At 47.7% G+C, this 23,878-nt stretch carries 26 protein-coding genes; 19 read left to right on the forward strand and 7 right to left on the reverse strand.

Annotation, left to right across the window (positions count from 1 at the left end; all coding sequences use genetic code 11):
- Window positions 1-52 precede the first annotated feature (52 nt).
- Complete coding sequence (locus M662_RS06125; RefSeq protein WP_008638107.1) at window positions 53-751, reverse strand: DUF2306 domain-containing protein; 699 nt, start codon at window positions 749-751, stop codon at window positions 53-55.
- 112 nt (window positions 752-863) lie between these two features.
- Here M662_RS06125 and M662_RS06130 point away from each other — a divergent pair, with 112 nt between their 5' ends.
- Both M662_RS06130 and M662_RS06135 read left to right on the forward strand, forming a co-directional pair.
- The gene (locus tag M662_RS06130; protein WP_035388449.1) at window positions 864-1,439 is read left to right on the forward strand and encodes a TetR/AcrR family transcriptional regulator; all 576 of its coding nucleotides are present in this window, start codon (window positions 864-866) and stop codon (window positions 1,437-1,439) included.
- 103 nt (window positions 1,440-1,542) lie between these two features.
- Window positions 1,543-1,707: a hypothetical protein gene (locus tag M662_RS06135; protein ID WP_162129280.1), complete on the forward strand. Its 165-nt coding sequence runs from the start codon at window positions 1,543-1,545 to the stop codon at window positions 1,705-1,707.
- 67 nt (window positions 1,708-1,774) lie between these two features.
- Here M662_RS06135 and M662_RS06140 read toward each other — a convergent pair whose 3' ends face one another.
- Both M662_RS06140 and M662_RS06145 read right to left on the reverse strand, forming a co-directional pair.
- Window positions 1,775-2,539, reverse strand: a complete 765-nt coding sequence (locus tag M662_RS06140; protein ID WP_026578383.1) for an HAAS domain-containing protein — start codon at window positions 2,537-2,539, stop codon at window positions 1,775-1,777.
- Window positions 2,514-2,864, reverse strand: a complete 351-nt coding sequence (locus M662_RS06145) for a PadR family transcriptional regulator (protein WP_008638104.1) — start codon at window positions 2,862-2,864, stop codon at window positions 2,514-2,516. Before M662_RS06145 ends, M662_RS06140 begins: the two co-directional genes overlap by 26 nt.
- A 167-nt stretch (window positions 2,865-3,031) precedes the next feature.
- Here M662_RS06145 and M662_RS06150 point away from each other — a divergent pair, with 167 nt between their 5' ends.
- Entirely contained in the window at window positions 3,032-3,568 is a 537-nt protein-coding gene (locus M662_RS06150) for a hypothetical protein (RefSeq protein WP_008638103.1), read from the forward strand.
- A 50-nt stretch (window positions 3,569-3,618) separates the two neighbouring features.
- On the opposite strand, the gene M662_RS06155 is transcribed toward M662_RS06150, so the two are convergent.
- The gene (locus tag M662_RS06155) at window positions 3,619-4,926 is read right to left on the reverse strand and encodes a DUF2254 domain-containing protein (protein WP_026578384.1); all 1,308 of its coding nucleotides are present in this window, start codon (window positions 4,924-4,926) and stop codon (window positions 3,619-3,621) included.
- A gap of 280 nt (window positions 4,927-5,206) precedes the next feature.
- On the opposite strand from M662_RS06155, the gene M662_RS06160 reads away from it, so the two are divergent.
- Together M662_RS06160 and M662_RS06165 are read left to right on the forward strand one after the other, a co-directional pair.
- Complete coding sequence (locus tag M662_RS06160; protein ID WP_008638101.1) at window positions 5,207-5,473, forward strand: hypothetical protein; 267 nt, start codon at window positions 5,207-5,209, stop codon at window positions 5,471-5,473.
- Between the two features lie 218 nt (window positions 5,474-5,691).
- Window positions 5,692-6,021, forward strand: coding sequence for a DUF4257 domain-containing protein (locus tag M662_RS06165; RefSeq protein WP_008638100.1), 330 nt, complete (start codon window positions 5,692-5,694; stop codon window positions 6,019-6,021).
- A gap of 28 nt (window positions 6,022-6,049) precedes the next feature.
- On the opposite strand, the gene M662_RS06170 is transcribed toward M662_RS06165, so the two are convergent.
- Both M662_RS06170 and M662_RS06175 read right to left on the reverse strand, forming a co-directional pair.
- Window positions 6,050-6,538 carry a DUF1187 family protein gene (locus M662_RS06170; protein WP_008638099.1) on the reverse strand — a complete coding sequence of 163 codons (489 nt, stop codon included), beginning with the start codon at window positions 6,536-6,538 and terminating at the stop codon, window positions 6,050-6,052.
- Between the two features lie 386 nt (window positions 6,539-6,924).
- Complete coding sequence (locus M662_RS06175) at window positions 6,925-7,788, reverse strand: SDR family oxidoreductase (protein ID WP_026578385.1); 864 nt, start codon at window positions 7,786-7,788, stop codon at window positions 6,925-6,927.
- A 199-nt stretch (window positions 7,789-7,987) separates the two neighbouring features.
- Between M662_RS06175 and M662_RS06180 the strand changes: the two genes are divergently transcribed.
- From M662_RS06180 to M662_RS06210, 7 genes are all read left to right on the forward strand, one after another.
- The gene (locus tag M662_RS06180; RefSeq protein WP_026578386.1) at window positions 7,988-9,460 is read left to right on the forward strand and encodes a CoA-acylating methylmalonate-semialdehyde dehydrogenase; all 1,473 of its coding nucleotides are present in this window, start codon (window positions 7,988-7,990) and stop codon (window positions 9,458-9,460) included.
- Between the two features lie 289 nt (window positions 9,461-9,749).
- Window positions 9,750-10,640: a nitrilase-related carbon-nitrogen hydrolase gene (locus tag M662_RS06185; RefSeq protein ID WP_008636562.1), complete on the forward strand. Its 891-nt coding sequence runs from the start codon at window positions 9,750-9,752 to the stop codon at window positions 10,638-10,640.
- A 99-nt stretch (window positions 10,641-10,739) separates the two neighbouring features.
- Window positions 10,740-12,113: an NAD(P)-dependent oxidoreductase gene (locus M662_RS06190; protein ID WP_026578387.1), complete on the forward strand. Its 1,374-nt coding sequence runs from the start codon at window positions 10,740-10,742 to the stop codon at window positions 12,111-12,113.
- Window positions 12,114-12,139: 26 nt separating this feature from the next.
- Window positions 12,140-13,426 (forward strand): NAD-dependent dihydropyrimidine dehydrogenase subunit PreA, encoded by a 1,287-nt coding sequence (gene preA / locus M662_RS06195; RefSeq protein WP_008636560.1) that lies wholly within the window; start codon window positions 12,140-12,142, stop codon window positions 13,424-13,426.
- Window positions 13,427-13,442: 16 nt separating this feature from the next.
- Complete coding sequence (gene hydA / locus M662_RS06200) at window positions 13,443-14,858, forward strand: dihydropyrimidinase (RefSeq protein ID WP_008636559.1); 1,416 nt, start codon at window positions 13,443-13,445, stop codon at window positions 14,856-14,858.
- A gap of 62 nt (window positions 14,859-14,920) precedes the next feature.
- A complete protein-coding gene (locus tag M662_RS06205) occupies window positions 14,921-16,414 on the forward strand; it encodes an NCS1 family transporter (RefSeq protein WP_008636558.1) in 1,494 nt (497 codons plus the stop codon).
- A gap of 15 nt (window positions 16,415-16,429) precedes the next feature.
- On the forward strand, window positions 16,430-16,666 hold the full coding sequence (locus M662_RS06210; RefSeq protein ID WP_026578388.1) for a hypothetical protein: 237 nt from the start codon (window positions 16,430-16,432) through the stop codon (window positions 16,664-16,666).
- Window positions 16,667-16,820: 154 nt separating this feature from the next.
- Here the strand turns inward: M662_RS06210 and M662_RS06215 are convergent, their stop codons facing one another.
- Window positions 16,821-17,609 (reverse strand): helix-turn-helix domain-containing protein, encoded by a 789-nt coding sequence (locus M662_RS06215; protein WP_035388451.1) that lies wholly within the window; start codon window positions 17,607-17,609, stop codon window positions 16,821-16,823.
- Window positions 17,610-17,858: 249 nt separating this feature from the next.
- Between M662_RS06215 and M662_RS06220 the strand changes: the two genes are divergently transcribed.
- From M662_RS06220 to M662_RS06250, 7 genes are all read left to right on the forward strand, one after another.
- Complete coding sequence (locus M662_RS06220) at window positions 17,859-19,448, forward strand: PucR family transcriptional regulator (RefSeq protein ID WP_026578390.1); 1,590 nt, start codon at window positions 17,859-17,861, stop codon at window positions 19,446-19,448.
- Between the two features lie 344 nt (window positions 19,449-19,792).
- Window positions 19,793-21,133, forward strand: a complete 1,341-nt coding sequence (locus tag M662_RS06225; protein ID WP_026578391.1) for an aspartate aminotransferase family protein — start codon at window positions 19,793-19,795, stop codon at window positions 21,131-21,133.
- Between the two features lie 119 nt (window positions 21,134-21,252).
- Window positions 21,253-21,492: a phage holin family protein gene (locus M662_RS06230; protein ID WP_236096542.1), complete on the forward strand. Its 240-nt coding sequence runs from the start codon at window positions 21,253-21,255 to the stop codon at window positions 21,490-21,492.
- 106 nt (window positions 21,493-21,598) lie between these two features.
- Window positions 21,599-21,922: a PadR family transcriptional regulator gene (locus tag M662_RS06235; RefSeq protein ID WP_026578393.1), complete on the forward strand. Its 324-nt coding sequence runs from the start codon at window positions 21,599-21,601 to the stop codon at window positions 21,920-21,922.
- Window positions 21,919-22,467 carry an HAAS signaling domain-containing protein gene (locus tag M662_RS06240; protein ID WP_008636551.1) on the forward strand — a complete coding sequence of 183 codons (549 nt, stop codon included), beginning with the start codon at window positions 21,919-21,921 and terminating at the stop codon, window positions 22,465-22,467. The genes M662_RS06235 and M662_RS06240 overlap by 4 nt, the downstream gene beginning before the upstream one ends.
- Window positions 22,468-22,469: 2 nt before the next feature.
- Window positions 22,470-23,354, forward strand: coding sequence for a DUF4097 family beta strand repeat-containing protein (locus M662_RS06245; protein ID WP_026578394.1), 885 nt, complete (start codon window positions 22,470-22,472; stop codon window positions 23,352-23,354).
- A 247-nt stretch (window positions 23,355-23,601) separates the two neighbouring features.
- Window positions 23,602-23,862 carry a hypothetical protein gene (locus M662_RS06250; RefSeq protein ID WP_008636549.1) on the forward strand — a complete coding sequence of 87 codons (261 nt, stop codon included), beginning with the start codon at window positions 23,602-23,604 and terminating at the stop codon, window positions 23,860-23,862.
- Window positions 23,863-23,878 lie beyond the last annotated feature (16 nt).

The following is a 23,878-nucleotide window of genomic DNA, read 5'->3' on the forward strand; positions in this document are numbered from 1 at the left end:
ATTCCGGGACGTCCCATACATTTTTCCCGGTTGAAACCGCGACCTGGAATGTTCACAAGGAAGCGGCTTTATCCAACGTTTTTTTCTTCGTCGGCGTGTATTTCCGCGTGAAGTAAGCGATGAGCGGGGTGAAGATCATAGTCGGCAGCAGCCAAAGCAGGAAATTGCCTTGGTCAAGATTCAAAAGCCTTGGTGCACCAAAGACCGTAAAAGCGGTGATGGTGGAGATGGAGCAAGAGAGCATGCCGACTAAATGTTCAATAATCCAGCTGCGTTTATGGCGCATCGGACGAAGCCAATACGCAAGCTGGCTCCCACCAAGGAACAAGCCGATCATAGGAAAATAACTGATTAACCCATTCCCGATTGCAAATCCATAGGCCATGCAGCAGACGGCTCCGAACAGCAGGGAAAAGGACGCTGCAAGATCAAGGGGATGACGGTGGACGGCTTCTTTCTTTTTGAAGCGCAAAACGCGGATCCCGTAATAGGCAGTCGTTGCACTTAACAACGAAATGAAAAGCAGGAACGTGGAAAATGCCATGCGTTCCGGTGATGTATCCGGCTGGAAAAATATTCGGATGACGGCAAGGGAGGCAGCCGAAATGCTGACGATGGTCATGGCGATGACAAACAGCCATCCGAAGCGGTTGTGGACTTTTCCGCCTTTCTTCGTGAACAAAGGGATCCAAAGCAGCAATAACGCACTGAAACCGGCAGCAATATGAAGGAATAAAAAGAATGGAAACATAGGATGACCTTCTTTCTTTTATTATAATATCAGTTTACATACCGACCGTCGGTTTGTAAAGGTATTTTACAAACCATTGGTCGGTTTTGTATGATGGAGGAGAGGTGAAGGTATGAAAGCTCAACAAACGTGGGAAAAGCTGCTTGATGAAACGGAGCGTTTAATAAAAGAAAAAGGCTGTCAAAAGACGACACTGAAGGATATCATGGAACGAACCGGGCTGACGAAGGGCGGCATTTATCATTATGTGGAAAGTAAAAACGAGCTGTTCGCTCAATTGATGAGCAGGGGGCTGAGATCAGCAAACGAGCGCTTTTATGAGGCGGCTGGAGATAAGGAACGTCCGGAACTCGATTCTCCTTTAAGACAGACACTCGACACATTCCACTTCGATGAAGAGGACGTAAGTAAGGAGATATTTCTGTATTTGATCAGTCAACGCCACGATTCCAAGGTAGCGGAGTTGCTGCAGGAGCACCATCAATCTGCCTTTCAGCAGTCGAAACAGTGGATTGAATTCGGCAAGGAACACGGTGTAATCGGTCCACATGTGGATGCGGAAAAAGTTTCAGAGCTGTTCCTTTTGATCGGTTATGGGATGAATATGTATCACGCGGTGTCCAAGGAACCGGTTGCTATGAAGCAGGAGGAGCTTTATCATTACATGAAGCGTCTGCTGGCACCGTGATCGTTGCTCCAGGGAGCAGTAATGGCCTCAATAGACAGTGGTCGGTCGTATATTAGGGGTTTTCACACGATGAAGAAGTTTTGATAAGGTGAGGTTTATAAAAATGAATCCAATTATTTTAGTAACCATTGTGGTGTTTTTCATTATATCTTACAAATTCATCCAATTACATCGGAACAAAGAAGTCTCCAAGCATAACAAGATTCTGGGGTGGTGGCTGTACAGCCTCAGCATCATCGGTTTAATGGGAGTGAATGTACTACTTTAACAAAGGTCTTCCGGCAGCTCAAAGACAACCGTACACCGTCGATTCTCGGCAGCATGCAAAGAGCGCCTCATCCATGATGGGCGCTTTTGTTATTGTCTTTTTTGTTCATCAGGAAGAGGAGCACGGCCATACCACCAAAGATGAGCACCGATTCTACAATTAACGAAGTTTCTCCCCCTATGCTCAACCAAGGGACAACCAATCGCGGAAGAAAAAGAATGGCCGGGATGGCGATGAAAAGCCACGTTTTCATCCATATTGCCGCACCGATAAAAAATAGAATCGGGACGATCGTTGCTGTAAGAACGGCGGTGTCATTCAAGGCAATGGATGGGGATGCGACCGAACGATCCAGGAAGATAAGGCCTATGAACATAGCTATCGGAATGATGCCGAGGGCACCGCACACAGAATATTCCCCTACTTTTCCCCATGAACGGGAGGCAAGAGCACGGAAGCCGGCAGCGACCATGAATAAAAAAGCCACCGAAAGTGCCGGATAACCGATGAGTTCAATCATCGAGTAGGATCGCTTTCCGTCGATCATGTCGCCCAACACATAATAGGCCATCCCTCCGAACACGATGAGGGGGATGTAGCGGGCCATTGCCTTGAAGTCGATTTCCATTTCTCCGGACAATTGCTCCATATAGGCTTTTGGAGACTGGCCGATAATATCTTTAACATTCTTCCCCTGCTTCTCTGCTTCGGATAAATGATCGTGCAGTTCCTCAACAATCGCCTCTGTTTCTGTTTCATTTTTTCCGCTTGAAATCAGGTAGAGCCTGAGGTTTTCTAGAAACCGACTACTTTCCTTCGACAGATTTTCCATTTTGTTCCTCCTTGATCAGTTGGTTTACACCCATGGAAATCGTATGCCACCGTTCCGTGAATGCGGCAAGCTCTTGTCTGCCTTCCTCTGTGATGGTGTAATATTTCCGTTTTGGTCCCCCGGAGGGAAGTTTCTTCTGGTGTGTTTCCACTAATCCCTGCTTTTTCATTCGCAGCAACAGTGGGTAAATGCTTCCTTCTTTCACCATAGAGAAACCGTAACGGTCCAGTTTTTCAATCATTTCGTATCCGTATGTTTCTCCTTTATTAATGATGGCGAGGAGGCATCCCTCCAGAATTCCTTTCAATATCTGGCTAGATGACAACCCTTTTCCTCCTTTCACTATATTGTTTAACAAGATAGTGGGGTGTAAGAATGCCTTGCTATCTTGCATTACAAGGTAATTGGAATATACCATGATTATCCAACCTGTGCAAGCACACTTTTTCTTTTTGTAAGAATAATATACAGGGAAGAGAGGAGGCGGCGGTGATGGAGGGATGGACAGATGTTTCCTTCCTTGCGACGTTTCTAGGAATTGTCGTTTCCGGAGCAGTAGCCATTTATATTATGCGGAGTCAATTCCGATACGATATTGCTGTCAGGAAAAAAGAGGAAATAGAGAGTTATTGGAAAGTTCATGCTGTGCTGAGCGGTCAGTTGCAAAGAGCGATCGACGGTTTTCAATTTTATGAAGATGCCGAAGTCAAAGATGAAGAAATGCTGCAACAGTCACTCACGCGTGTCCTGGACTCACTCGGTGGATTGGATATGGATGGCGTGGAGTACAACGGCCAAAGGATACACAGATCGATCATTAGAGAAGTTGCGTTCTTAATTGATCTGGATAATTCCCCTTTTATGGAGGTCGTTGACGTGGATCCGGGGATCTATGAGGATTACAAGTATATGTATCTGCGGCAGGTCATGGGAAGATTGACGAGAATTCAGAGGCAGCTTCTTCGCTTTCATGAAGAGCAGCACAACAGATACAAAAAGCTGAAGAAGTGGACGAAACGGTTTGAATAGCTTTAGGAAGAGAAGGACGCCTGATCAGAGGATCAGACGTCCGTTTTGGATCAGCTGTTCATCGAACAAGCCTGCTTCACTTTATCCACCTGTTTGGAATAATAAGCATAATCCAGTTCATTTTCATCTATTTCGATCGCTTTCTGCATATACTCGGTAAATCTCCAGACGTCTTCCTTGACTGCATTTCCGTTGACAAGAGCGACTTTATATAAGGCTTCAAGCACTCCGTTCATGACGGAAATATCGTGACTGCCGTAAATGCGGATCTGGTAAAAGCTTTTGTACAAGTATTCTTCGAAGTGACGCGGCTCCATGATAAGGCGGAGTTCATCGTCTGCGTCAATGAAATACCGGTAAGGCTTAAATTCCCTGCCTAATTCGGAAAGGAGAGATCCGATCCGGTTGATACAGTTGATAGCCGTATGAGGGTCGTTGATACTCGGAGAAATAGCCTTCACCGATATTTCAACCAGCTTCTCGATCGAAAACTCCAAATCCTGACTGTCGACACGTTCGTTGCCGATCAACAGATATTCAGTGCACTTCTGATCATTGTCGACTTCATGCCTGGACCATAATTTAAAGAGAGGCATGCCTTCCTGGATGTAATCCCCGATTTGGAAAGTTGCTTCTATTACGGCATCTTCTCTCTTCGCCCATTTGATCAAAGGGCCGATCTGAATATATTGAATGTATCCTGTCACTTTGGAATTTATAAAGAATGGTTCTCCTGCGCGGATGGAATGCAGTGCATCTTCCGACCATTCCCCGCTTTGCTTATAGGATTTGTCCTGGTATGTTTTCCTAATCAATCCGGACGTCCTGTCCCTGATTTCGCTGATCAGGTTGTTCACCTGCACGAAGCGGGAGGAGTGATGGATGAACAAAATAAAAAAGGCAAGACAGAAGATGGACACGACGACCGTGAAGAAAGGACTTGCCATCAATTTTTTCTTATCTTCGGTCAAAAGTAATAAGTTCAGCAATGCGAAAATGAATCCGAATGAATAGACACCCAGAACGTGCTGGGTGAAGCGGTTTTTCATGAAGTCCTGCAGCGTCCGCGGTGAAAATTGTGTCGTGTAGGTGGTGAGTACGACCATGATGGTGGAAAAGCTGATCGTCGTCATCGTTAAAATAGCTGTGATGAGCGCACTGTACAGAGAACTCGCTATATCCTGATTCGTCAAGACGATATTCGGTACGAAGTCTTGAATGAGCGGAAGCAGATAAAAGTCCGCAATCGTCATAAGGATAACGGAGATAATGGAAAATATGCCGTAGATCATCGGCAGAAACCAGAAACTGTCCCGTACGTTGACGCGCATCCTGGTGGAATTCGGCGTTTTTTGCATGCAGCATCCCCGCTTTCATTATGTAGTATACAATTTTATGTTTTCCCTTATTTAAGGATGGTTACTCTAAAAGCGTGTGAAATATCTTCAATTTTTTTCTTGGATTGAACCCTTGGTAAATAAGCAGTTAAAGGATATTAACATTTAATAGGGGATTTTTGAACTAGTTATCTCCGCTTTTTTTGGTTATTCTGTAAACAAGTCGTTTTATAAAAAGAGAGATGGTATAGGGGTCAATGTTCAAAAAAAGGATAAGGTGGAGGTGTCCTTTATTTTTCAAATGAATGAATTGCAAAAACAGACGTATGACAGATTGGTGGAACGTTTAAAGGAAGCTGATTCGATGGAAGAGGTACGTGCTTATTACCGGGAAATCCAGTCGCTTTTGGATGCTGTACACACGCAGGCCACTGTACTGCAGTTGGAAGAGAAGGAAGAGTTCCTCCGTCTCCGAACAAAAATGGTCGAAGCATCGACGAAAGAAGAAGTTCTTTATTACGAGGAAGAGCTCCATGCTTATATATCCAAACGGCTTTCTATCCCATAAAATAGTAAGAAATGCAAAAAATATCCAAAATATTGTTTATTTTCTGAAAAAAGACATGTATACTAGACATATCATGTTCATTATAATGCTATAGCTTGCCTTTCGTTGTGTGGAAGTGTTGATAGAGGCGGTGATCGGCGGATGATTAGTGCATATGGAAATATGTTTCTATTATCTGTCTGTCACCGCTTTTTTTTAAGTCCAGGGGGGGACGATGAATGCACACACTCGTCATAGCAGGTCTGGTAGGAGGGCTTACCGGTGTTATTGCTCATTTGATGAGAAATGGAAAGGTTTTGGTGTACCCAAAGAAGAGGGCTCGGCCGAGAGGAATCTATTTAGGTTTTCTGGCAGACTTTCTGATCGGTGCCGCTGCCGCGGTATTTGCTGTGACTTATCTTATACCTGAACCGGACGTACTCCGAAGTCTGATCGGAGTTTCGATTTTGGCAGGAATGACGGCAGAGAACGTTTTGCTTCGCAGGGAATTGAATACAGAAAGAGCGAAAGTGGAGGGATTGGACCGCATCAATCAGCGTTTGAGGTGATCGATGATGTTCCCAATCCCTTCTTTTTTTAATCGATCAACACGTTGAAATTATCTCCTTCTATATCCGAAGGGGAGCATTTGAAAATGTGAGCATAGATCGTTTTCATTTCTTCGAACAATTCGTGTGATCTAAGGAGTCTGTAATAGTCATCCGGATGATGATGCATACACCGCAGTTTCTCAAGCTTAAGGTCGATCTTGTAAGAATAATAAAGTTCAGAGTCGCGGAGAAATGGTTTTTCGACTGGTTTCTGCTCATCCTTCGTTAAGGGGGACTTGCTGTATATATGTATTTTCTTCGGTGTTTCCCCGTCGTCTTCCAAGTCCTCTGATACCTTGTAGAAAGTTGTGTATTCCGGCTCTTTTCGATTGTCAATGTACCCTGTTCGAAAGCTGAACTCGACGGCACCGAATTGGCCCTTTACGAATGCGCAGGCGAGGTAGGAGCGATTTTCCGCTGCCCCTCTGGCAATCGCTTCTTCATTGCTGAAACAGTGACAATAACTATTAACCATGGCCGACACCATCCTTAATCTAACAATTATGTAATGGATTTTGTCTATTATAACACGGAGCGGATGGAATGGAATAAAAAAGAAGCTGATTGAAAGCTTTCTATCAGCTTCTTGAACAAGTACTTTCATAGGGAGCGAGCGGGCTCCGGGGTCTAACCTGTGCCGCAGTTCCCACAGGAGTCTGCTCTATTCCCCTCCATCCTTAATCATAAAAGTCTATCGTTTGTTTTATTTCTGTTATCTACAGGGGTTGGTTCGCACGTTTAATGGACGGAAGTTTTTTATCTCTACCGTCCATAGCTTAGGGTTTACCAACGGCCTGAAGAAGCTCTTTTAGCGTTCCTATCTAGACGTGGCGCTTTCTGCCGGGCTTCCGGTGAGCCTCCTTATCCGTTTACAGGGACACCGCCGTTGATGTGGAGCATCTGACCGGTGACGTAACTGGAATCTTCGCTTGCTAAATATACATAACCCGGCGCAAGTTCATACGGCTGTCCCGGGCGTCCCATTGGATTATCCGACCCGAATTCAGCCGTTTGCTTCTTATCAAAGCTGGCAGGAATGAGCGGGGTCCATATCGGACCGGGTGCGATCCCGTTGACGCGGATTCCTTTGCCAACAAGTGACTTGGCCAGGGAACGGGTGAAGGTGGTGATGGCTCCTTTTGTTGCGGAATAGTCGATCAGTTGTTCATTTCCTTGATATGCTGTCACGGAAGAAGTGTTGATGATGCTGCTTCCTTTCTTCATGTGAGGAAGGACCGCCTTCGCCATATAAAAGTAAGAGAAGAAGTTGACCCGGAACGTTTTTTCCATCTGTTCGTTGGTTATGGCAGTCAGGTCACCTTGGGGAAACTGCATGGCCGCATTGTTTACAAGGACATCGATGCGTCCGAGCACCTTCTTCGCCTGTTCCACCGCCGATTCACAGAAATCTGCTCTGCCGACATCCCCGTTGATGCAGACACATTTCCGTCCTTCTGCTTCAATAAGCTGCTTCGTAAACGCGGCATCCTCATGCTCATCCAGATAAAGGATGGCAATATCTGCACCTTCTTTAGCGAAGTACAGACTGACAGACCTCCCGATACCGCTGTCCCCTCCTGTGATCAGGGCTGTTTTTCCAGATAATTTACCGCTCCCTTTGTACTTTTTGTCCACATAAACAGGTAACGGCTTCATCTCACTTTCCAGCCCCGGCTGGCGTTCCTGGTGCTGTTCCGGCTGGATTGCTTTCTTCTGATTCGTCATCGATAATCCTCCTCCATCCATTTTTTATTAGAATATCCAGTGGATTCCCTGATATCCCGAAAGCGTAGAGAATTTCGTGGGAATTCGTCACACTGTTAATTTCCATCGGTATCCATTTGACACTTCGTCCATTGATGTTAAAATTTTCAGAATTTATAATAAGAGAAGAGCATCAGAATCTATCCATAGAGGTGATCGAATGGAAACGACTTTCTCGAAATCAAATCAAGTGACCATCCAGAACTTTATCGACGGCGAGTGGGTAGCAGCGGAAAATGGAAAAGTGGAAGAAGTCCCTAACCCGGCTACAGGAGAAATCATCGCTCAGGTTCCGATTTCTTCCAAGGAGGACGTAGACAAAGCCGTCCAATCAGCACGGAAGGCCTTCCAAAGCTGGAAGAAGGTTCCTGTGCCAAAAAGGGCCCGCATTATGTTCAAATACCAACAGCTCCTTATTGAAAATCGCGAGGAATTGGCGAAGGCTCTGACTCAGGAGAATGGGAAAACGTTGAAAGATGCAACCGGGGAAGTGCAGCGCGGCATCGAATGTGTCGAATTTGCGGCCGGTGCACCGAGCCTGATGATGGGAGATGTGCTGCCGGACATCGCAGAGGGCATTGACTCGGGGATGTACCGCTACCCGGTCGGCGTCGTCGGCGGGATCACACCGTTCAACTTCCCGATGATGGTACCGTTATGGATGTTCCCCCTTGCTCTTGTATGTGGAAATACGTTTGTATTGAAACCGTCGGAGCGGACGCCGATCCTTGCGAAAATGCTCGTCGAGCTCATCCATGAAGCAGGACTTCCGAAAGGGGTACTCAATATCGTTAATGGTGCGCATGACGTCGTCAACGGTCTGCTTGAGCATGAGGAAGTCGACGCTATTTCCTTCGTCGGGTCCCAGCCTGTTGCTGAGTATGTGTACCGTACAGCCGCCGATCACGGCAAGCGTGTTCAGGCTCTTGCCGGTGCGAAGAACCATTCCATCGTTCTTCCTGACTGTAACCTGGAAAAATCCGTGGAAGGAATCATCAACGCCGCTTTCGGCAGTGCAGGCGAACGCTGTATGGCTTGCTCCGTCGTCGTTGCGGTCGGGGATGTCGCTGATGGTCTCGTCCAAAAACTGAAAGAGGCGGCGGATGCATTGAATGTCGGAAACGGCCTGGAAGAAGAGACGAGCCTTGGTCCGCTCATCAGGGAAACGCACAGGGAGAGGGTGCTCGGCTATATTGAAGCAGGGGAGGCTGACAATGCGAAGCTCGTCCGTGACGGCAGAGTCGAGCTTAGAGAGCATGAATCGGGCTACTTCCTCGGTGCGACTATTTTCGATCACGTCTCGAAGGATATGAAAATATGGAAAGATGAAATTTTCGCTCCTGTCCTCAGCATCGTCCGTGTAGATACATTGGAGGAAGCAATCGAAACGGCCAATCAATCCGAATTCGCCAATGGCGCCGTTATTTATACATCCAGCGGGAAGGCTGTCCAGCAGTTCCGGGAAGACATGGACGCCGGGATGCTTGGGGTCAATGTGAATGTACCTGCCCCGATGGCTTTCTTCCCATTCTCCGGGAACAAGAAATCATTTTATGGAGATCTTCATGCAAACGGGAAGGACGGCTTAAACTTCTACACCAAACGTAAAATGCTGACACAGCGCTGGTTCTAATACAAAAACGGAAATCCGGGAGGGTTTCCGTTTCTCTCTATCTTTATCATCAAACTTCTCGGTCCCCCTTCTTTCCATATAGTTAAATCCCATCTTTTTACAAAATATACAACTCTACCTGACAAACTTTTTACACTATGTATAATGGAAATTCTTTTCATATCGTGTAAAGTAATTATAAAATACTGAAAATTCAATACTTTTTTCTTTTTGGCAAGATGGGGTGCCGGCCCGTGTTTGTTCACGATGTTCTATCTAGACAACAACCTTTACATAAGGAGGAATAGTTATGTCTGATAACGTTCAAATCGGCTTGATCCAGGCGTCTCATGACGTTGATGGTTCCGAGCCAGTCGAAGTACACAAGCAGGCAGCGATTGAAAAGCATGAGAAGCTCGTCCGGGAGGCGGCGGGTAAAGGGGCGCAGATCATTTGTCTGCAGGAGATTTTTTACGGTCCTTATTTCTGTTCCGAGCAGAACCCGAAGTGGTACGAGGCCGCTGAGGAAATTCCGAACGGACCGACTACCATCCGCTTTCAGGAAATCGCGAAGGAGCTCGGTGTCGTCATCGTTCTTCCTATCTATGAAAGAGAAGGGATTGCAACCTATTACAACACAGCTGCTGTCATTGACGCAGATGGCTCGTACCTTGGTAAATATCGAAAACAGCACATTCCTCATGTCGGAGTAGGAGACGAGGGATACGGGTTCTGGGAGAAGTATTACTTTAAGCCCGGCAACCTCGGGTACCCGGTATTTGATACCGCTTTTGCAAAAGTCGGCGTGTATATCTGCTATGACAGACATTTTCCGGAAGGGGCGAGATTACTCGGCTTGAACGGCGCAGAGGTTGTGTTCAACCCGTCTGCGACTGTTGCAGGTCTTTCCGAATATCTTTGGAAACTCGAACAGCCGGCTCATGCGGTAGCAAACGGCTATTACCTTGCAGCGATTAACCGCGTCGGTTATGAAGGACCATGGAATATGGGGGAATTCTACGGACAATCGTACCTTGTCGATCCGAGGGGGGATTTCGTCGCTAAAGGAAGTCGGGATAAGGATGAGGTGATCATCGGAGAGATGGACAAGAAGTTCATCCGAGAAGTCCGGGACACATGGCAGTTTTACCGGGATCGAAGACCAGAAACCTACGAGAAAATGGGACAGCTGCTCCCATAACAACACGAACACTTGGAAGTCCTGTGTAGAACGAAGGAACATCGGTCGTTTTATACAGGACTTTTTTATATGGACGATTACTAAGAGGAGGGAAAAGCATTGACTCAGTTGAAAAGCAAGGGTATCTCTCTCGATAATCTGCAGGCGAATTTCAAGGAGGTCCATACCGGCCTGAATACACAGGAGGCGATGGAGGAATCGAACCGCTGCTTATACTGCTATGACGCTCCCTGCATCAAAGCGTGCCCGACAAGTATAGATATACCGAAGTTCATTAAGAAGATCGCTTCCGGAAACTTGAAAGGGTCAGCGACGACGATCATGGAAGCGAATCCGGTCGGAGCGACGTGTGCGAGGGTGTGTCCGACAGAAGAGTTATGCGAAGGTGCTTGTGTGCTCAACCATTCGACAGAACCGATCCTTATTGGTGATCTGCAGCGGTTTGCCACAGACTGGGCAATCAAAAATGAGCAGCTGCTGTTCAAGCCGGGGGAGAAGAATGGGAAGAAAGTGGCGGTAATCGGGGGTGGGCCGGCTGGTCTGGCATCAGCTCGTGAGCTTGCACGATTCGGCTATGAAGTGACGATATTCGAGGCAGAGAAAGAAGCGGGAGGACTCGATACATACGGCATCGTCTCTTTCCGTCTGCCCCAGGACGTTTCGCGTTGGGAAGTCGACCAAGTTCGGAAATTGGATGTAGAAATCCGCACGAATACAAAGGTAGGCGTGGATGTGAGCCTGTCGGAGCTGGAAGAGAAGTATGATGCAGTAGTCCTGACCATCGGCATGGGTCATGTACCGATGCTGGGCATCCCTGGAGAAGAGCTGGAGGGTGTCCGGGATGCCATCGAATTTGTGAAAGAAACGAAGACACAGCCGATCACGAAGGAACTGCTCGGTAAGAACGTCATTGTCGTGGGAGCGGGAAACACGGCCATCGATGCCGCCACCTGCGCAGCGCGTAAAGGAGCCGCGGATGTAAAAATCGTTTACAGAAGGACAGCGAAAGAAATGACCGCGTACGATTTCGAATATGATTTCGCAAAACAGGATGATGTCTCCTTCCACTGGTTGACACAGCCTGTGGAAGTAATCGGTGATGAAGAGGGCAGGGTTTCCGGGCTGAAGTGTATGAAGATGGCTCTCGGCGAAGCGGAAGCGGATGGAAGAAGGAAGACGGCGCCGGTAGAGGATTCCGAGTTCACGATGGATGTGGATGTCGTCATTAAAGCAATCGGTCAAAATCGCTATACGGAAATGTTGGAGCAATTTGGACTGGATCATGCCAATGGCGTGCTTAAAGTCGATCCGGAAACGCTGCAGACGTCTAAGGAAAACGTCTACGCTGCAGGCGATGTCATTTTCGCTAAAGGACAAGGAGAGGCGATGGTCGTCACAGCTGCTCAGCAGGGGAAAGAGGCGGCTATGGCTATTCATAAGAAACTCGCACCGGCACCAACGTTGATGAGATAAACGAATAAAAGAGGAGGCTTTCATCTATGGCAGATTTACGTTTGGATCTTGCAGGAATCAAATCTCCGAACCCATTCTGGCTGGCATCCGCTCCACCAACGAACTCAGGTTACCAAGTGCAGCGTGCTTTTGAAGCAGGATGGGGCGGTGCGGTATGGAAGACGCTCGGGGAGCCGATCTTGAACGTTTCCTCCCGTTTCGCAGCCGTGAATTTCAATGGGAAGAAAGTTGCTGGATTCAATAATATCGAGCTGATCACAGATCGGCCGCTCGAAGTCAACTTGAAGGAAATTTATGAAACGAAGAAAAAATACCCGGACCACGCGATCATCGCTTCCCTGATGGTCGAACCGACTCAGGAGAAGTGGCATGAAATCGTCAAACGTGTGGAGGATGTCGGTGTCGATGGATTGGAACTCAACTTCGGCTGTCCGCACGGAATGGCCGAACGGGGGATGGGAGCGGCATCGGGGCAGGTCCCGGAGCTTGTGGAGAAGCAGACGATGTGGGCGAAAGAAGTGGCGCAGACGCCGGTCATCGTCAAATTAACTCCTAACATTACCGATATTACCTTCACTGCACAAGCTGCTGTTAACGGGGGAGCTGATGCGGTCAGTATGATCAATACGATCAACAGCCTTGCGGGTGTCGATATCGATACGTGGGACACGATACCGAACGTAGCCGGGAAAGGGGCGCACGGCGGCTATTGCGGTCCTGCTGTTAAGCCGATCGCACTCAATATGGTAGCGGAATGTGCGCGCCATCCGAAAATAAACGTACCGATTTCCGGTATGGGCGGCGTATCCAGCTGGAGAGAGGCTGTTGAGTTTATGCTCATGGGAGCAACCGGTGTCCAAGTTTGTACAGCGGCTATGCACCATGGATTCAGTATCGTCGAAGATATGATTGACGGCTTGAACAACTACCTGGACGAGAAGAACATAGATTCCGTCATGGACCTCGTCGGCAAATCGGTCGGGAAGTATTCGGATTGGGGGAACCTTGATCTCAATCATCAGATTGTCGCAAAGATCAATAATGATGTGTGCATCAATTGCAATAAGTGCCACATCGCCTGTGAAGATACGTCCCACCAGTGTATCGATATGCTGAAGGATGAGGGCGGAAACGATATCCTTCGTGTCAGGGAAGAAGACTGCGTCGGGTGCAACTTGTGTTCGATCGTCTGTCCTGTCGACGGGGCGATCGATATGGTGGAGTATGCCAACGGCAAGCCGCCGATGACTTGGAACGAGCGGCAGACAGCCATCGGTGCCGCAGCAGCGTGTGACGTCGATTTAATCAAATAATATACGGAGGGATAGAATGAAGAAACTCATCAAAAACGGAATGATCGTAACGGCATCCGATTCCTACAAGGCCGATATTCTTGTAGAGAATGGAAAGATCGCTTTGATTGGTAACCAGTTATCCGAAGCGGGGGCAGAAGTCGTGGATGCGGAAGGGAAATACGTTTTTCCGGGCGGCATCGATCCGCACACTCACTTGGAAATGCCGTTCGGCGGCACGGTAAGTAAAGACGATTTTGAAACGGGGACCATTGCGGCGGCTCACGGCGGGACAACGACCGTGATCGATTTCTGTCTGACGAACAAAGGGAAACCGCTTCAGGACTCCATTGATGAGTGGCATGCAAAATCCAAAGATAAGGCGGTCATCGACTACAGTTTCCACTTGATGATCAGCGAAATGAATGAGAGCGTTTTGGAACAGCTTCCGAGCGTGATCGATGAGGAGGGCATCACTTCCTTCAAAGTTTTCATGGCTTACAAGAACGTGTTCCAAGCAGACGATGGAACATTATTCCGGACGCTGGAAGAAGCGAAGCGGCTCGGTGCGCTTGTCATGGTCCATGCGGAAAATGGAGATGTCATCGAACATCTTGTTAATAAGGCACTCGCAGCCGGCCAGACGGAGCCGATTTATCACGCGTTGACAAGGCCGCCGGAAGTGGAAGGGGAAGCGACCGGACGCGCTGCGCAATTGACAGGGCTTGCCGACTCCCAGCTCTATGTCGTCCACGTCTCCTGCGGACAGGCGGTCAAAGAGATAGCGGAAGCAAGGAAAAAAGGCTATCACATCATTGGAGAGACGTGTCCACAATATTTGGTTCTCGATCAATCCTATTTAGAGAAGCCGGATTTTGAAGGGGCGAAATACGTCTGGTCCCCTCCGCTCCGTGAAAAGGAACATCAGGATGTGCTGTGGAATGCTTTGAAAACAGGTGTGCTGCAGACGCTCGGTTCGGATCAATGTTCGTTTGATTTCAAAGGCCAGAAAGATATGGGCAAGGACGATTTTACGAAAATACCGAATGGAGGACCGATTATCGAAGACCGGATGACGATTTTGTTCTCAGAAGGTGTGAAGAAGGGCAGAATCAGTCTGAACCAGTTCGTGGATATCACATCCACCCGGATTGCGAAGACGTTTGGACTTTTCCCACAGAAGGGGACGATCAGCATCGGTGCTGATGCCGACCTCGTCATTTTTGATCCGGATATTGAGCGGAAGATTTCCGTCGATACAAGCCATATGGCTGCCGACTACAATCCTTTCGAGGGGATGGAAGTAACAGGACAACCTGTCAGCGTTTTGTCACGCGGATCGTACGTCATCAAGGACAAGGAGTTCGTCGGTGAAATTGGAAGCGGCAGCTACTTGAAGCGGGCCCGCTTTGGGGAAAGGAAAGAAAATCAGCAGGAACTGTACCAGAATTGATGGTCCGGCCGCCCTCTCCTAAGGGCGGCCGCCTCAAATTCATAAGTAGGAGGAGTCCGACTATGGACAAAAGTAACAACCATTTAAAGTCGCCGGACCTTATGCCGATTCCTCACCGCGAAAGGAAAATCAGTACGCTCGGATTTACATTCATGTGGGTTGGGATGGCAGTTGTGTTAGCCGCCTTTGCCATCGGTGGAGCAGGTGTTCAGTCCATTTCCTTGATTTGGGTCGTCCTCGGTACGCTGATTGGAACCATTCTGATCGGGCTTTTCATTACGCTCACGGCGGATATAGGTATTGAACATGGTATTTCCTTTCCTGTCTATATGAGAGCACCGTTCGGTACGATCGGCACGCACTTTCCCTCCATCGTAAGAGGAGTTGCTGCCTCGATGTGGTTTGGAATCAATACGTATTTCGGGTCGACGGCCATCAATGGAATTTTGAACATCCTCACAGGCTTTGATAACTGGTTCATCTGTTACGTTCTTTTTGCTTTATTTCAATTATTCAATACTGCGTTGGGTATTAAAGCTGTAGAGAAATTTGCTGATTTGGCAGCTCCAATCATTATCCTGATTGGCGTATGGATGTTCTTTAACCTGTCCGGAGAAGCGGCTGCTCAGAACAAAGACATTTGGTCATGGGTGGAAAGCCCGGTTACCGGAGGAGCCGCCTTCACAGCCTTTATGATCGTCGTAGTCGGAAACATGGGGTATTGGTCGACGCTTGCTGCCGATATTTCATCGATTTCCCGCTTCATCAAAGCTCCGAAGCATGAGCGGAACTGGGTGAAAAGGAATAAAGGTGCGCTCGTAGGCAGCCTCGTCGCCCTGCCGCTGACACAGACGTTCATTGTCGTACTCGGAGCGGTTTCCTATATTGCCGTTTCCAATTTCGACCCGGTCGTCGCCCTGCAGGAGTCTGCCAGCGGGCTCGTTCTTGGTATTCTTTTGCTTATGATTGTTCTCGCTCAATGGTCGACGAACGTCTCTGCAAATATTGTACCTGCTGCCACTATTTTCTCTAACGTGGGCGGACCGAAGCTGCCGTTTTGGGCGGGGGTATTTATGGCCGGTCTGATAGGGACTATCATTCAGCCGTGGAGTATTTTTAACCTGCTCATGTCCGTCCTGCTTATTGCTGCCGCAGTTCTTTCCGTCATAGTCGGCATCATTTTTGCAGACTACTATCTCCTGCGTAAACGGCGGATGAATGTTTACGATCTGTATGAACATAAAGGCCAGTACCGTTATGACGGGGGTGTGAATTGGGCCGGAATTATTTCCTGGGTAATAGGAAGTGTGCTTGCCTATTCCTTCAGTACGTATTCCTTCTTCGTCGGATTCGCTGCGGGTGCCGCCATTTATTATGTCCTTGCAAAATACTGGTACTTCAACAAACACCGGCAGGCAGAAATCGACAACCCTAGTGATGAGGACTACCTGGGTATTACAGTAGGCCGGGATTGGGAAATAGGGGAGCGCTTTGTCGAGGAACGGTTGGGTAAGAAAACCGGAACGGATGAATTTAAACCGAAAGCAGAAGCTTAAAAGGAGGAGATGGACATGTCCAGTTATCAGGAATTTGAAGCGGAACGGGAGAAAATCGATTTTTTACTGGAGCAGGGATATATCATCAAAGGGGTGACGGAGAATCTCGATGGTGCCTTCCTTGAGTTCGATTATCAGGGGAACGATTCCACGAGATCGAAAACGGAGAGGCTGCATATTCTCCATCCGGATTCCCGAAAATACTTTTCCACGATTCTTGTTCAGCAGCAGAAGAAGGCCGGGATTTTATAAGGCTGCAGCTGCGTGAGAAAAGTTCCTTGTTAGTAGACGAAGGGTAGATCGAGTGCTTTATGATAAAGAACGATTCTGCCTGTACCCCACGTTAAGGCAATTTAACGTTTCTGGACAACCTGAACAGCCGGCGTTAGCGCCGGCTGTTTTCTGTTTAAAACCATTCTTTCCATAATTTCCGCCATTTCTTCTCAGAGCGTGCTTGGAGAGCTTGGATATGTTGTTCATTATGCACAAGCAGTTGATAAGCGGCCAATACAGGGAGCGTCCGGAAGAGAGCTGCTGCACCAATTCCGATCAAAAGCACGAAAACCGGGTAGTATGCTGTTAAATACCCTTGTGTAATCCCGTTCTCCTCTAATGCAAAGGATAGAACCCCGATGATGATAAAAGTGATGCCGGCGCCGATCCATATAGAAAACCGCTTTTTTATCTGCTCGTATTGTTCCGTCAACTGACTGAGGTAAGTATGGTCGAACGTGAGCGGCTTTGTGGTTAGAACGTCGTACTTCTTCGATTCTTTGGACACGGCATAAATAAAGGTAAGCAGACCTGCACTCCCGAGCAGCACGATGAGAAATGCGTACACCGCCGGACGGGTGAAAAGTAAATAGGGGACAAAGGCAGAGGCTATCAGAACTGCACTCCAAGAAAACGGCCGTGCCATTTTCGTCATTTGATCAACGTATCCTTCCGCCATTTCATCACTGACGTAATAGGTTTCTGCTTCCGGTGCACTTGTTCCGTAGGACTGCTTTAATAGGTAGTCGATGGAAACTCCGAAATAGGTGGCGATCGTAAGAAGTTTTTCTGTATCAGGGTAACCTTGATCATTTTCCCATTTACTCACTGCCTGCCTTGTCGTATCCAATTCCTCTGCTAATGCCTCCTGCGACAATCCATCTTCTTTTCTTAACTTTCGGACCTTCTCACCAAACGTCATCTGTAAACCCCTCTCGTTTCTTATACTCTTATTGTATAGAAGGAAGGGAAGAGTTTCTATAAAATTCCAAAGGCATCTTGTCAACGGACGGTTGCGTTTATGTCATGATTAGGTGACATCGCGCTTCACCTGTGTAAATAGTCCGGCATGCAAGAAATGTATAGGAGGATTTTTCTGTTTTGTAAGATTTTCTCACAATTAATTAGATTTTTCTGATAGTTTGTAGTACTTTGGAAGAGGGGTATTTCTATGAAGTATCGCATTTCAATGAAGGATGTCTTGAACAGAAAGCACTTCGATTCTGCAAAGGTCATTGCAGGACATAATGGAATGAACCGCCTGGTCAAGTGGGTCCATGTATTCGAAATGATCGATGTACGCAGTAATTTGAAAGGCGGAGAGCTTGTATTATCCACCGGCTTCGGCTGGAAGGATGACGACGGGTTGTTTGTCCACCTTCTTCATCAGCTGATCGACCGGAAAGTCGCAGGCATCTGCATCGAGTTAGGCAGCTTCGTTCACGCCATTTCTGATGAAGCCCTGTCGATTGCAGAGGAAAATTATTTCCCGATCATCGTTTTCGAAGAGGAGGTCTCGTTCGTCGAGATTACTCAGGATATCCACGCCAATTTAATCAATCATCAATACGAACTCATTTCGAATCTGGAAGATTATGCGCAGCGACTGAATAAGCGCGTGCTTGCTATTGACAATTATTTTGAAATTCTTAAATATCTCCAGCAGTATGTCAACTGCCAGCTGGTTTATATTGCGAAAGATCATAAAGTCGTAACCATTCCCGGACTTCGGGAAGTGGATCGGGAGAAGGTTATTTCTGATCTGAACCGCCGGTCGAAGGAACAGTCGAAGCACGTGATCAAACAGCCGGTTCACGTTTTCGACCGCGAGTTCGCTTCGATCTATTTAGTGTGCAACCGGAGAGAGTTCGGTGAATTTGAATCCCTTCTCCTTGACCGGACAGCAACGGCGCTTGCTCAATATCTGCTCCGGGAGCTCTACACCGAGGAGAAGCGGAAAGCCAAGGAGACGGAATGGCTCGTCGAATGGCTGCAAGGGGTGCACACCATGGAGGAAATCAGAGATCATCTTACCCATTATAAAATCCGTTCGGAAATCTCCGGCGCTATCGTTTTGACCGTGAAGCTGCATATGAGTGAATCACAGGCCAACAATCCGGATATTACGTATTTAAATATGCTGCTTCATAACATTTTCGATCAGAACGGTTACTTCGTATTTCCTGTCGAGAAACGCCATTTGCTGACCTTTATTCTTCTCGATAAGAAGGACGGAGAAGAGTGGAAGCCGCGTTTGAAGAAGGGAATCGACCGGCTGCGCAAGATCAGCATGCTTCATGATTCGAGCATCGAATCCTTCCAAATTGCAGGTGGGAAATATGTGAAGCGTCTGGATCAATTATGGGAGAGCTACGAGACGGCCCAGGAGACACTCGGAATTCAGGATAAGCTTCCATGCGGGAACGAAAAGTATTTTTATGATGATATGCACATGTACCGGCTGATCTCCCTCGTACATAAACACAGCAGTCTCGACAGTCTCGTCCATGAATACCTGGAGCCGATCATTGACTATGATGAAAAGCATCATACGAATCTATTGGAAACGCTGCGGGTCTACTTAGCATGCAACGGATCCAAGAAGGAAACGGCCAGCCGGGTGTTTGTCGTCCGTCAGACGCTTTACCATCGACTGGAAAAGCTGGAAATGCTTCTTGGCGCTGATTTTATGGAGTCTGAGAAAAGGCAGGTCATCGAATTTGCCCTCCTCGCTCATGAATATCAGGAAACGATCCATTGAAAACACGTGTGTACCTGACTTGTTGAAGAGGGATAATAGGAGAAGGTGGTGTTTCCGGGAAAATGGGGCGCTCTCTACGGCACGGCAGGCGAGCCTTCTTCCTGCTTTCTCCTTTAGGTCGGAGTCTGCCCACTTCCCTGCTCCCTGTACTCAAAGGCTGTTCTTACATCCTTATATTTGTTGTTTTAAGTCTCTTAACCGGCTGAACAGAACGTATCCACTGGGATGCGTTTTTTTTATAGTCAAAATGTTTAAATGGAACGTTGAGTGTTTGACACAATGTCTAATGCGCCTGCCTTTGTCATATCAGATAATGGAAGTAACCAAATAAAGGAGGCGGCAAGATGGCAAAAGCGGATGTTAAAAGTGAACTGCACGCTCAGGATGAGAAGTATGTATGGCACGGCATGAAGCCGTACAATCCTAAGGAAACGATGATTGTAAAAGAGGGGAAAGGCGCCTGGATCACGGATGTCGACGGCAACCGTTATCTGGATGCGATGTCCGGCCTTTGGTGTGTGAATATCGGCTACGGACGGGAGGAGCTTGCCCGGGCGGCTTATGATCAAATCAAACAGCTGTCCTATATGCCGATGAGCCAGAGTCATGAATCCGCCATCAAGCTGGGGGAAAAGCTTAATCAAATGCTCGGAGATGAGTACGTTATCTTCTTCTCCAACAGCGGCTCGGAGGCGAATGAAGCGGCTTTCAAGATTGCCCGGCAGTATCATCAGCAAAAAGGGGATACCTATCGTTCTAAATTCATTTCCCGCTACAGGGCTTACCACGGCAATTCCGCCGCTGCCCTTTCTGCAACAGGTCAGGCCCAAAGAAAGTTTAAGTACGAACCGCTCGCCCCGGGATTCCTCCATGTCGCTCCGCCGGATACGTACCGGAATAACCACGATGAATCAGACCGATGGGGAGCGAAGGAAATCGATCAAGTGATGACATGGGAAATGAGCGAATCCATCGCCGGCGTCATCATGGAACCGATCATCACCGGAGGTGGAATCATTACACCGCCGGAATCATATTTAAAAGAAGTGAAAGCGGTATGCGAGAAGCACGGGGCGCTTCTGATCGTCGATGAAGTTATCTGCGGTTTCGGACGCACGGGCGAACCGTTCGGCTTCATGAATTATGGTGTGAAACCGGATATCATTACGATGGCGAAAGGAATTACGAGTGCCTATCAGCCTTTGTCTGCCACAGCTGTCCGCCGGGATATCTACGAGGCGTTCTCGGGGGAGGATGCGTATGATTTCTTCCGTCATATCAATACGTTCGGTGGTCATCCTGCCGCCTGCGCCGTCGCGCTGAAAAACATTGAAATTATGGAACAGGAGAATCTTTTCGATCGTTCGAAACAGTTGGGGTCCCTTTTAAGAAATGAATTATCCGACCGTCTCCAGTCCCACCCGCATGTCGGAGATGTGAGAGGGAAGGGGCTTCTTGTAGGGATCGAGCTTGTCCGGGATAAGGCATCGAAGGATCCGCTCGACATAAGCAAGGTGAATAAAGTCATCGGTTACTGCAAGGAGAAGGGGATCATCATTGGCAAGAACGGCATGACCGTTGCCGGGTTCAATAATGTTCTGACGCTTGCTCCACCGCTTGTCATCGAAGAAGAAGACTTGAATTTCCTGATTGAAACACTTGTAGAGGGAATTCAACAGATATAAGAAGAGCGTCCTGCTGATGGAAGCAGGACGCTTTTTGTCGTTGGCGTACTTGAAAGGATTGGCTGTGAATACGTATAAGTATATGTCTTAATAAAGAAATGAGGATGATGATGGACTTCATGACAGGGTTCACACCGTATGCAGGCCTTGCGCTCGTCCTTTATGCCATCCGGCAGACGGACAGGGTACCGAACCGGTTCATTCCGATTCTTGCTATCGTGCTCGGGGTTGCATTTTCTTTCTGGCAGAACGGCATTACTCCGCAGTCCACAGTGACAGGACTGCATTACGCCCTGCTCGGTATCGGGACGGTGGCAGGGATCAAGTATTTTTTGGAGAAAAAAGAAACCCAGGCTTAGCGGGTCCATGGAAAGTCTCAGGACTTTCATTTTTTTCATCCAGTACCTTGCAATGTTCACTACTGAGTGATATTCTTATACCAACAAATGGAAAGTTGGTGTCAGACTGAATATACAATTCAAGAAAGGGGCGCTTGAGCTGTGTGTGTTGATCTTGATTGCAGAGAAAGATCAGTACGGCTACGAGCTCGCTCAAAATATATCCGAACATATGGAGATCGGGGAGGGCTCGTTGTATCCCCTGCTCCGGAGGTTGACGAAAGAGGCGTACTTGGACACGTATATGGCTCCGTCGAGGGAGGGGCCGGCGAGGAAATACTACCAGTTGACCGAAGAAGGAACACAGAGGATGGAAACGCTCATGGAGGAATGGACGCGTTTAGCGGAAGCCGTCAATGGGTTGATGGATAAAAGGAGGATGAAGGAATGAAGAAGGCCGTATTCATGGATCGATTGGCACGGGAGCTGCGCGGTCTCCCGGAAGAGGAACGAAAGGAAATCTTATTTGATTACGAGGAACACATCCGCGTCGGGATGAAGGAAGGCAGGGAAGAGGAGGAGGTAATCCGTGAACTGGGGCACCCGAAGCAGGTAGCGAAGGAATATATCGCGAGTACATTGATAGAGAAGGCGGAGAAGCATCGCACCTTTCCGAATATCTTCCGTGCCATTCTGGCAAGTCTCAGTTTGAGCCTTTTTAACCTTGTCATCGTACTCGGTCCGGCACTAGGCATTCTCGGGATTTATGTCGGCTTGGTCGCTACGGCAGCAGCACTGGCATTGACGCCGTTTGCCTTCCTGTTCATGCTCATCACCCGGACGTATTCTAATATCTTTGCCGACTTTTTCATGGCGATGACGATGGGCAGCGGCGGCATCATGCTGATGATCGGTTTGTGGCATTTAGGTAAATGGCTGTATAAAGGAAGTTTGACGTATCTGAAATACAATAGGCATCTCATTAAAGGAGAATGAGCATGAAGAAGTGGTGGATCGTATTAGTCAGTGTGTTCGTCGTAAGTGGGATCGGGAGCATCGTCTCTTTATTCGTGATTGATGCGGAAGAAGTACAGGCAACAGAGAAGTACGACATATCAGAGCTGAAGAATCTTAAGATGGACGTGACATCGATGGATGTTCATCTCGTTCCTGCAGAGGGAGAGGAACTGACGTTGGTGTATAAGGGCCCTGCTAATAAACGGAATAAAGAGATGTACGCTGTAAAGGAAGGGAAAAGGACGTGGACACTTCAGCAGCTTGACTCCGGACCGTCTGTCAATCTCTCGTTCGGTCTTCAATCAAAAGGACCGGAAGTGGAGATCGCGATTCCTGAAGAACTGTTTGCATCCGTCACGATTAAAAGCGAGTCCGGCGATATCCGGATAGAGTCTCTGAAGGGGAAGGAGGCGGACGTAGATACTGCTTCCGGTGATTTTCAAATGGTAGACAGCGAGTTTTCCACCCTGCACTGGAAAACAGAGAGCGGGGATGTGTCGTTGGAACAAAATGAGGTAGGTTCGGGTGACTGGAAATCCCAAAGCGGCTCCTTCCGTTTCGAAGAACTGTCAGGGAAAGAGCTGGGTTTATCCACGCATTCCGGCGATGTGATCGTGAAGAAGCCTTCGATTCATGGAACGGCAGACATAAAGACCCACAGTGGGGATGTGGCTTGGGATTACCAAGGAAAGGAACCGAAAAATCTTGAGGTCCAATTCGCATCTCATTCCGGGGACGGCACCGTTCGTCTGGATGACCTCGTTTATGAAGAAAAGGAAGAGCACCGCTTGAAAGGGATGCGTGGAAGCGGTAAGGCGCCTGCTTTAACAGTAGATACGAAGTCGGGGGATTTCATTATCCGCTGACCGTCTCATTTACTTTTTTTGCTTTGAAGCGCCTGTTTCCCGCATCAAGCCCTGAAAAATGATGTCTTTCCACAGCCTGTTAGTCTGGTTCTTAGTATAGAACCGGACTTTTTTTATGTAGAAGAACAGCCGGGAAGTCCCTTATTTTATACAAATTTCGTCATAGAATTCCAAGCTGTGGTACGATAAGATAGAATTTCCATTTCGTGTATGTTACATCATAGATTAGTTGGGGGTTTTTGGTGCAATGGAAAGAAAAAGAATCTATTACATTTCCTCACTGGTATGCTTTTTGATCTGTATCATCGTCTGGATTCCGAATCTGTTCTTCCGGTCGGACAGCCCGCTTTGGATGGCTACCTTCCTGTTCGGACCAATCGGTATTCTCTTTGCCGCGTTTATTGAGAAGTATTGGCTGATGATCGTCAATACCGTCATGCTTTTCAGCTTCTTTTTGTTGATGGCGGTCAACTATTATTTGAATTACATAACGATCGGCCATCCATAAAGGCAGACCCACACGT

The organism is Bacillus sp. SB49 (assembly GCF_000469135.2).
Lineage (GTDB): Bacteria > Bacillota > Bacilli > Bacillales > Halobacillaceae > Halobacillus.

Excerpts from the sequence above, each read along its gene's own strand:
- M662_RS06240 (WP_008636551.1), top strand. The coding sequence starts at position 21,919 with ATGAAGAAGGCCGTATTCATGGATCGATTGGCACGGGAGCTGCGCGGT.
- M662_RS06125 (WP_008638107.1), bottom strand. The coding sequence starts at position 751 with ATGTTTCCATTCTTTTTATTCCTTCATATTGCTGCCGGTTTCAGTGCG.
- M662_RS06135 (WP_162129280.1), top strand. The coding sequence starts at position 1,543 with ATGAATCCAATTATTTTAGTAACCATTGTGGTGTTTTTCATTATATCT.
- M662_RS06130 (WP_035388449.1), top strand. The coding sequence starts at position 864 with ATGAAAGCTCAACAAACGTGGGAAAAGCTGCTTGATGAAACGGAGCGT.
- M662_RS06160 (WP_008638101.1), top strand. The coding sequence starts at position 5,207 with ATGAATGAATTGCAAAAACAGACGTATGACAGATTGGTGGAACGTTTA.
- M662_RS06250 (WP_008636549.1), top strand. The coding sequence starts at position 23,602 with ATGGAAAGAAAAAGAATCTATTACATTTCCTCACTGGTATGCTTTTTG.
- M662_RS06220 (WP_026578390.1), top strand. The coding sequence starts at position 17,859 with ATGAAGTATCGCATTTCAATGAAGGATGTCTTGAACAGAAAGCACTTC.
- M662_RS06215 (WP_035388451.1), bottom strand. The coding sequence starts at position 17,609 with ATGACGTTTGGTGAGAAGGTCCGAAAGTTAAGAAAAGAAGATGGATTG.
- M662_RS06185 (WP_008636562.1), top strand. The coding sequence starts at position 9,750 with ATGTCTGATAACGTTCAAATCGGCTTGATCCAGGCGTCTCATGACGTT.
- M662_RS06205 (WP_008636558.1), top strand. The coding sequence starts at position 14,921 with ATGGACAAAAGTAACAACCATTTAAAGTCGCCGGACCTTATGCCGATT.
- M662_RS06210 (WP_026578388.1), top strand. The coding sequence starts at position 16,430 with ATGTCCAGTTATCAGGAATTTGAAGCGGAACGGGAGAAAATCGATTTT.
- M662_RS06225 (WP_026578391.1), top strand. The coding sequence starts at position 19,793 with ATGGCAAAAGCGGATGTTAAAAGTGAACTGCACGCTCAGGATGAGAAG.
- M662_RS06180 (WP_026578386.1), top strand. The coding sequence starts at position 7,988 with ATGGAAACGACTTTCTCGAAATCAAATCAAGTGACCATCCAGAACTTT.
- M662_RS06230 (WP_236096542.1), top strand. The coding sequence starts at position 21,253 with ATGACAGGGTTCACACCGTATGCAGGCCTTGCGCTCGTCCTTTATGCC.
- hydA (WP_008636559.1), top strand. The coding sequence starts at position 13,443 with ATGAAGAAACTCATCAAAAACGGAATGATCGTAACGGCATCCGATTCC.
- M662_RS06170 (WP_008638099.1), bottom strand. The coding sequence starts at position 6,538 with ATGGTTAATAGTTATTGTCACTGTTTCAGCAATGAAGAAGCGATTGCC.
- M662_RS06245 (WP_026578394.1), top strand. The coding sequence starts at position 22,470 with ATGAAGAAGTGGTGGATCGTATTAGTCAGTGTGTTCGTCGTAAGTGGG.
- M662_RS06140 (WP_026578383.1), bottom strand. The coding sequence starts at position 2,539 with ATGGAAAATCTGTCGAAGGAAAGTAGTCGGTTTCTAGAAAACCTCAGG.
- M662_RS06155 (WP_026578384.1), bottom strand. The coding sequence starts at position 4,926 with ATGCAAAAAACGCCGAATTCCACCAGGATGCGCGTCAACGTACGGGAC.
- preA (WP_008636560.1), top strand. The coding sequence starts at position 12,140 with ATGGCAGATTTACGTTTGGATCTTGCAGGAATCAAATCTCCGAACCCA.
- M662_RS06150 (WP_008638103.1), top strand. The coding sequence starts at position 3,032 with ATGGAGGGATGGACAGATGTTTCCTTCCTTGCGACGTTTCTAGGAATT.
- M662_RS06175 (WP_026578385.1), bottom strand. The coding sequence starts at position 7,788 with ATGACGAATCAGAAGAAAGCAATCCAGCCGGAACAGCACCAGGAACGC.
- M662_RS06165 (WP_008638100.1), top strand. The coding sequence starts at position 5,692 with ATGCACACACTCGTCATAGCAGGTCTGGTAGGAGGGCTTACCGGTGTT.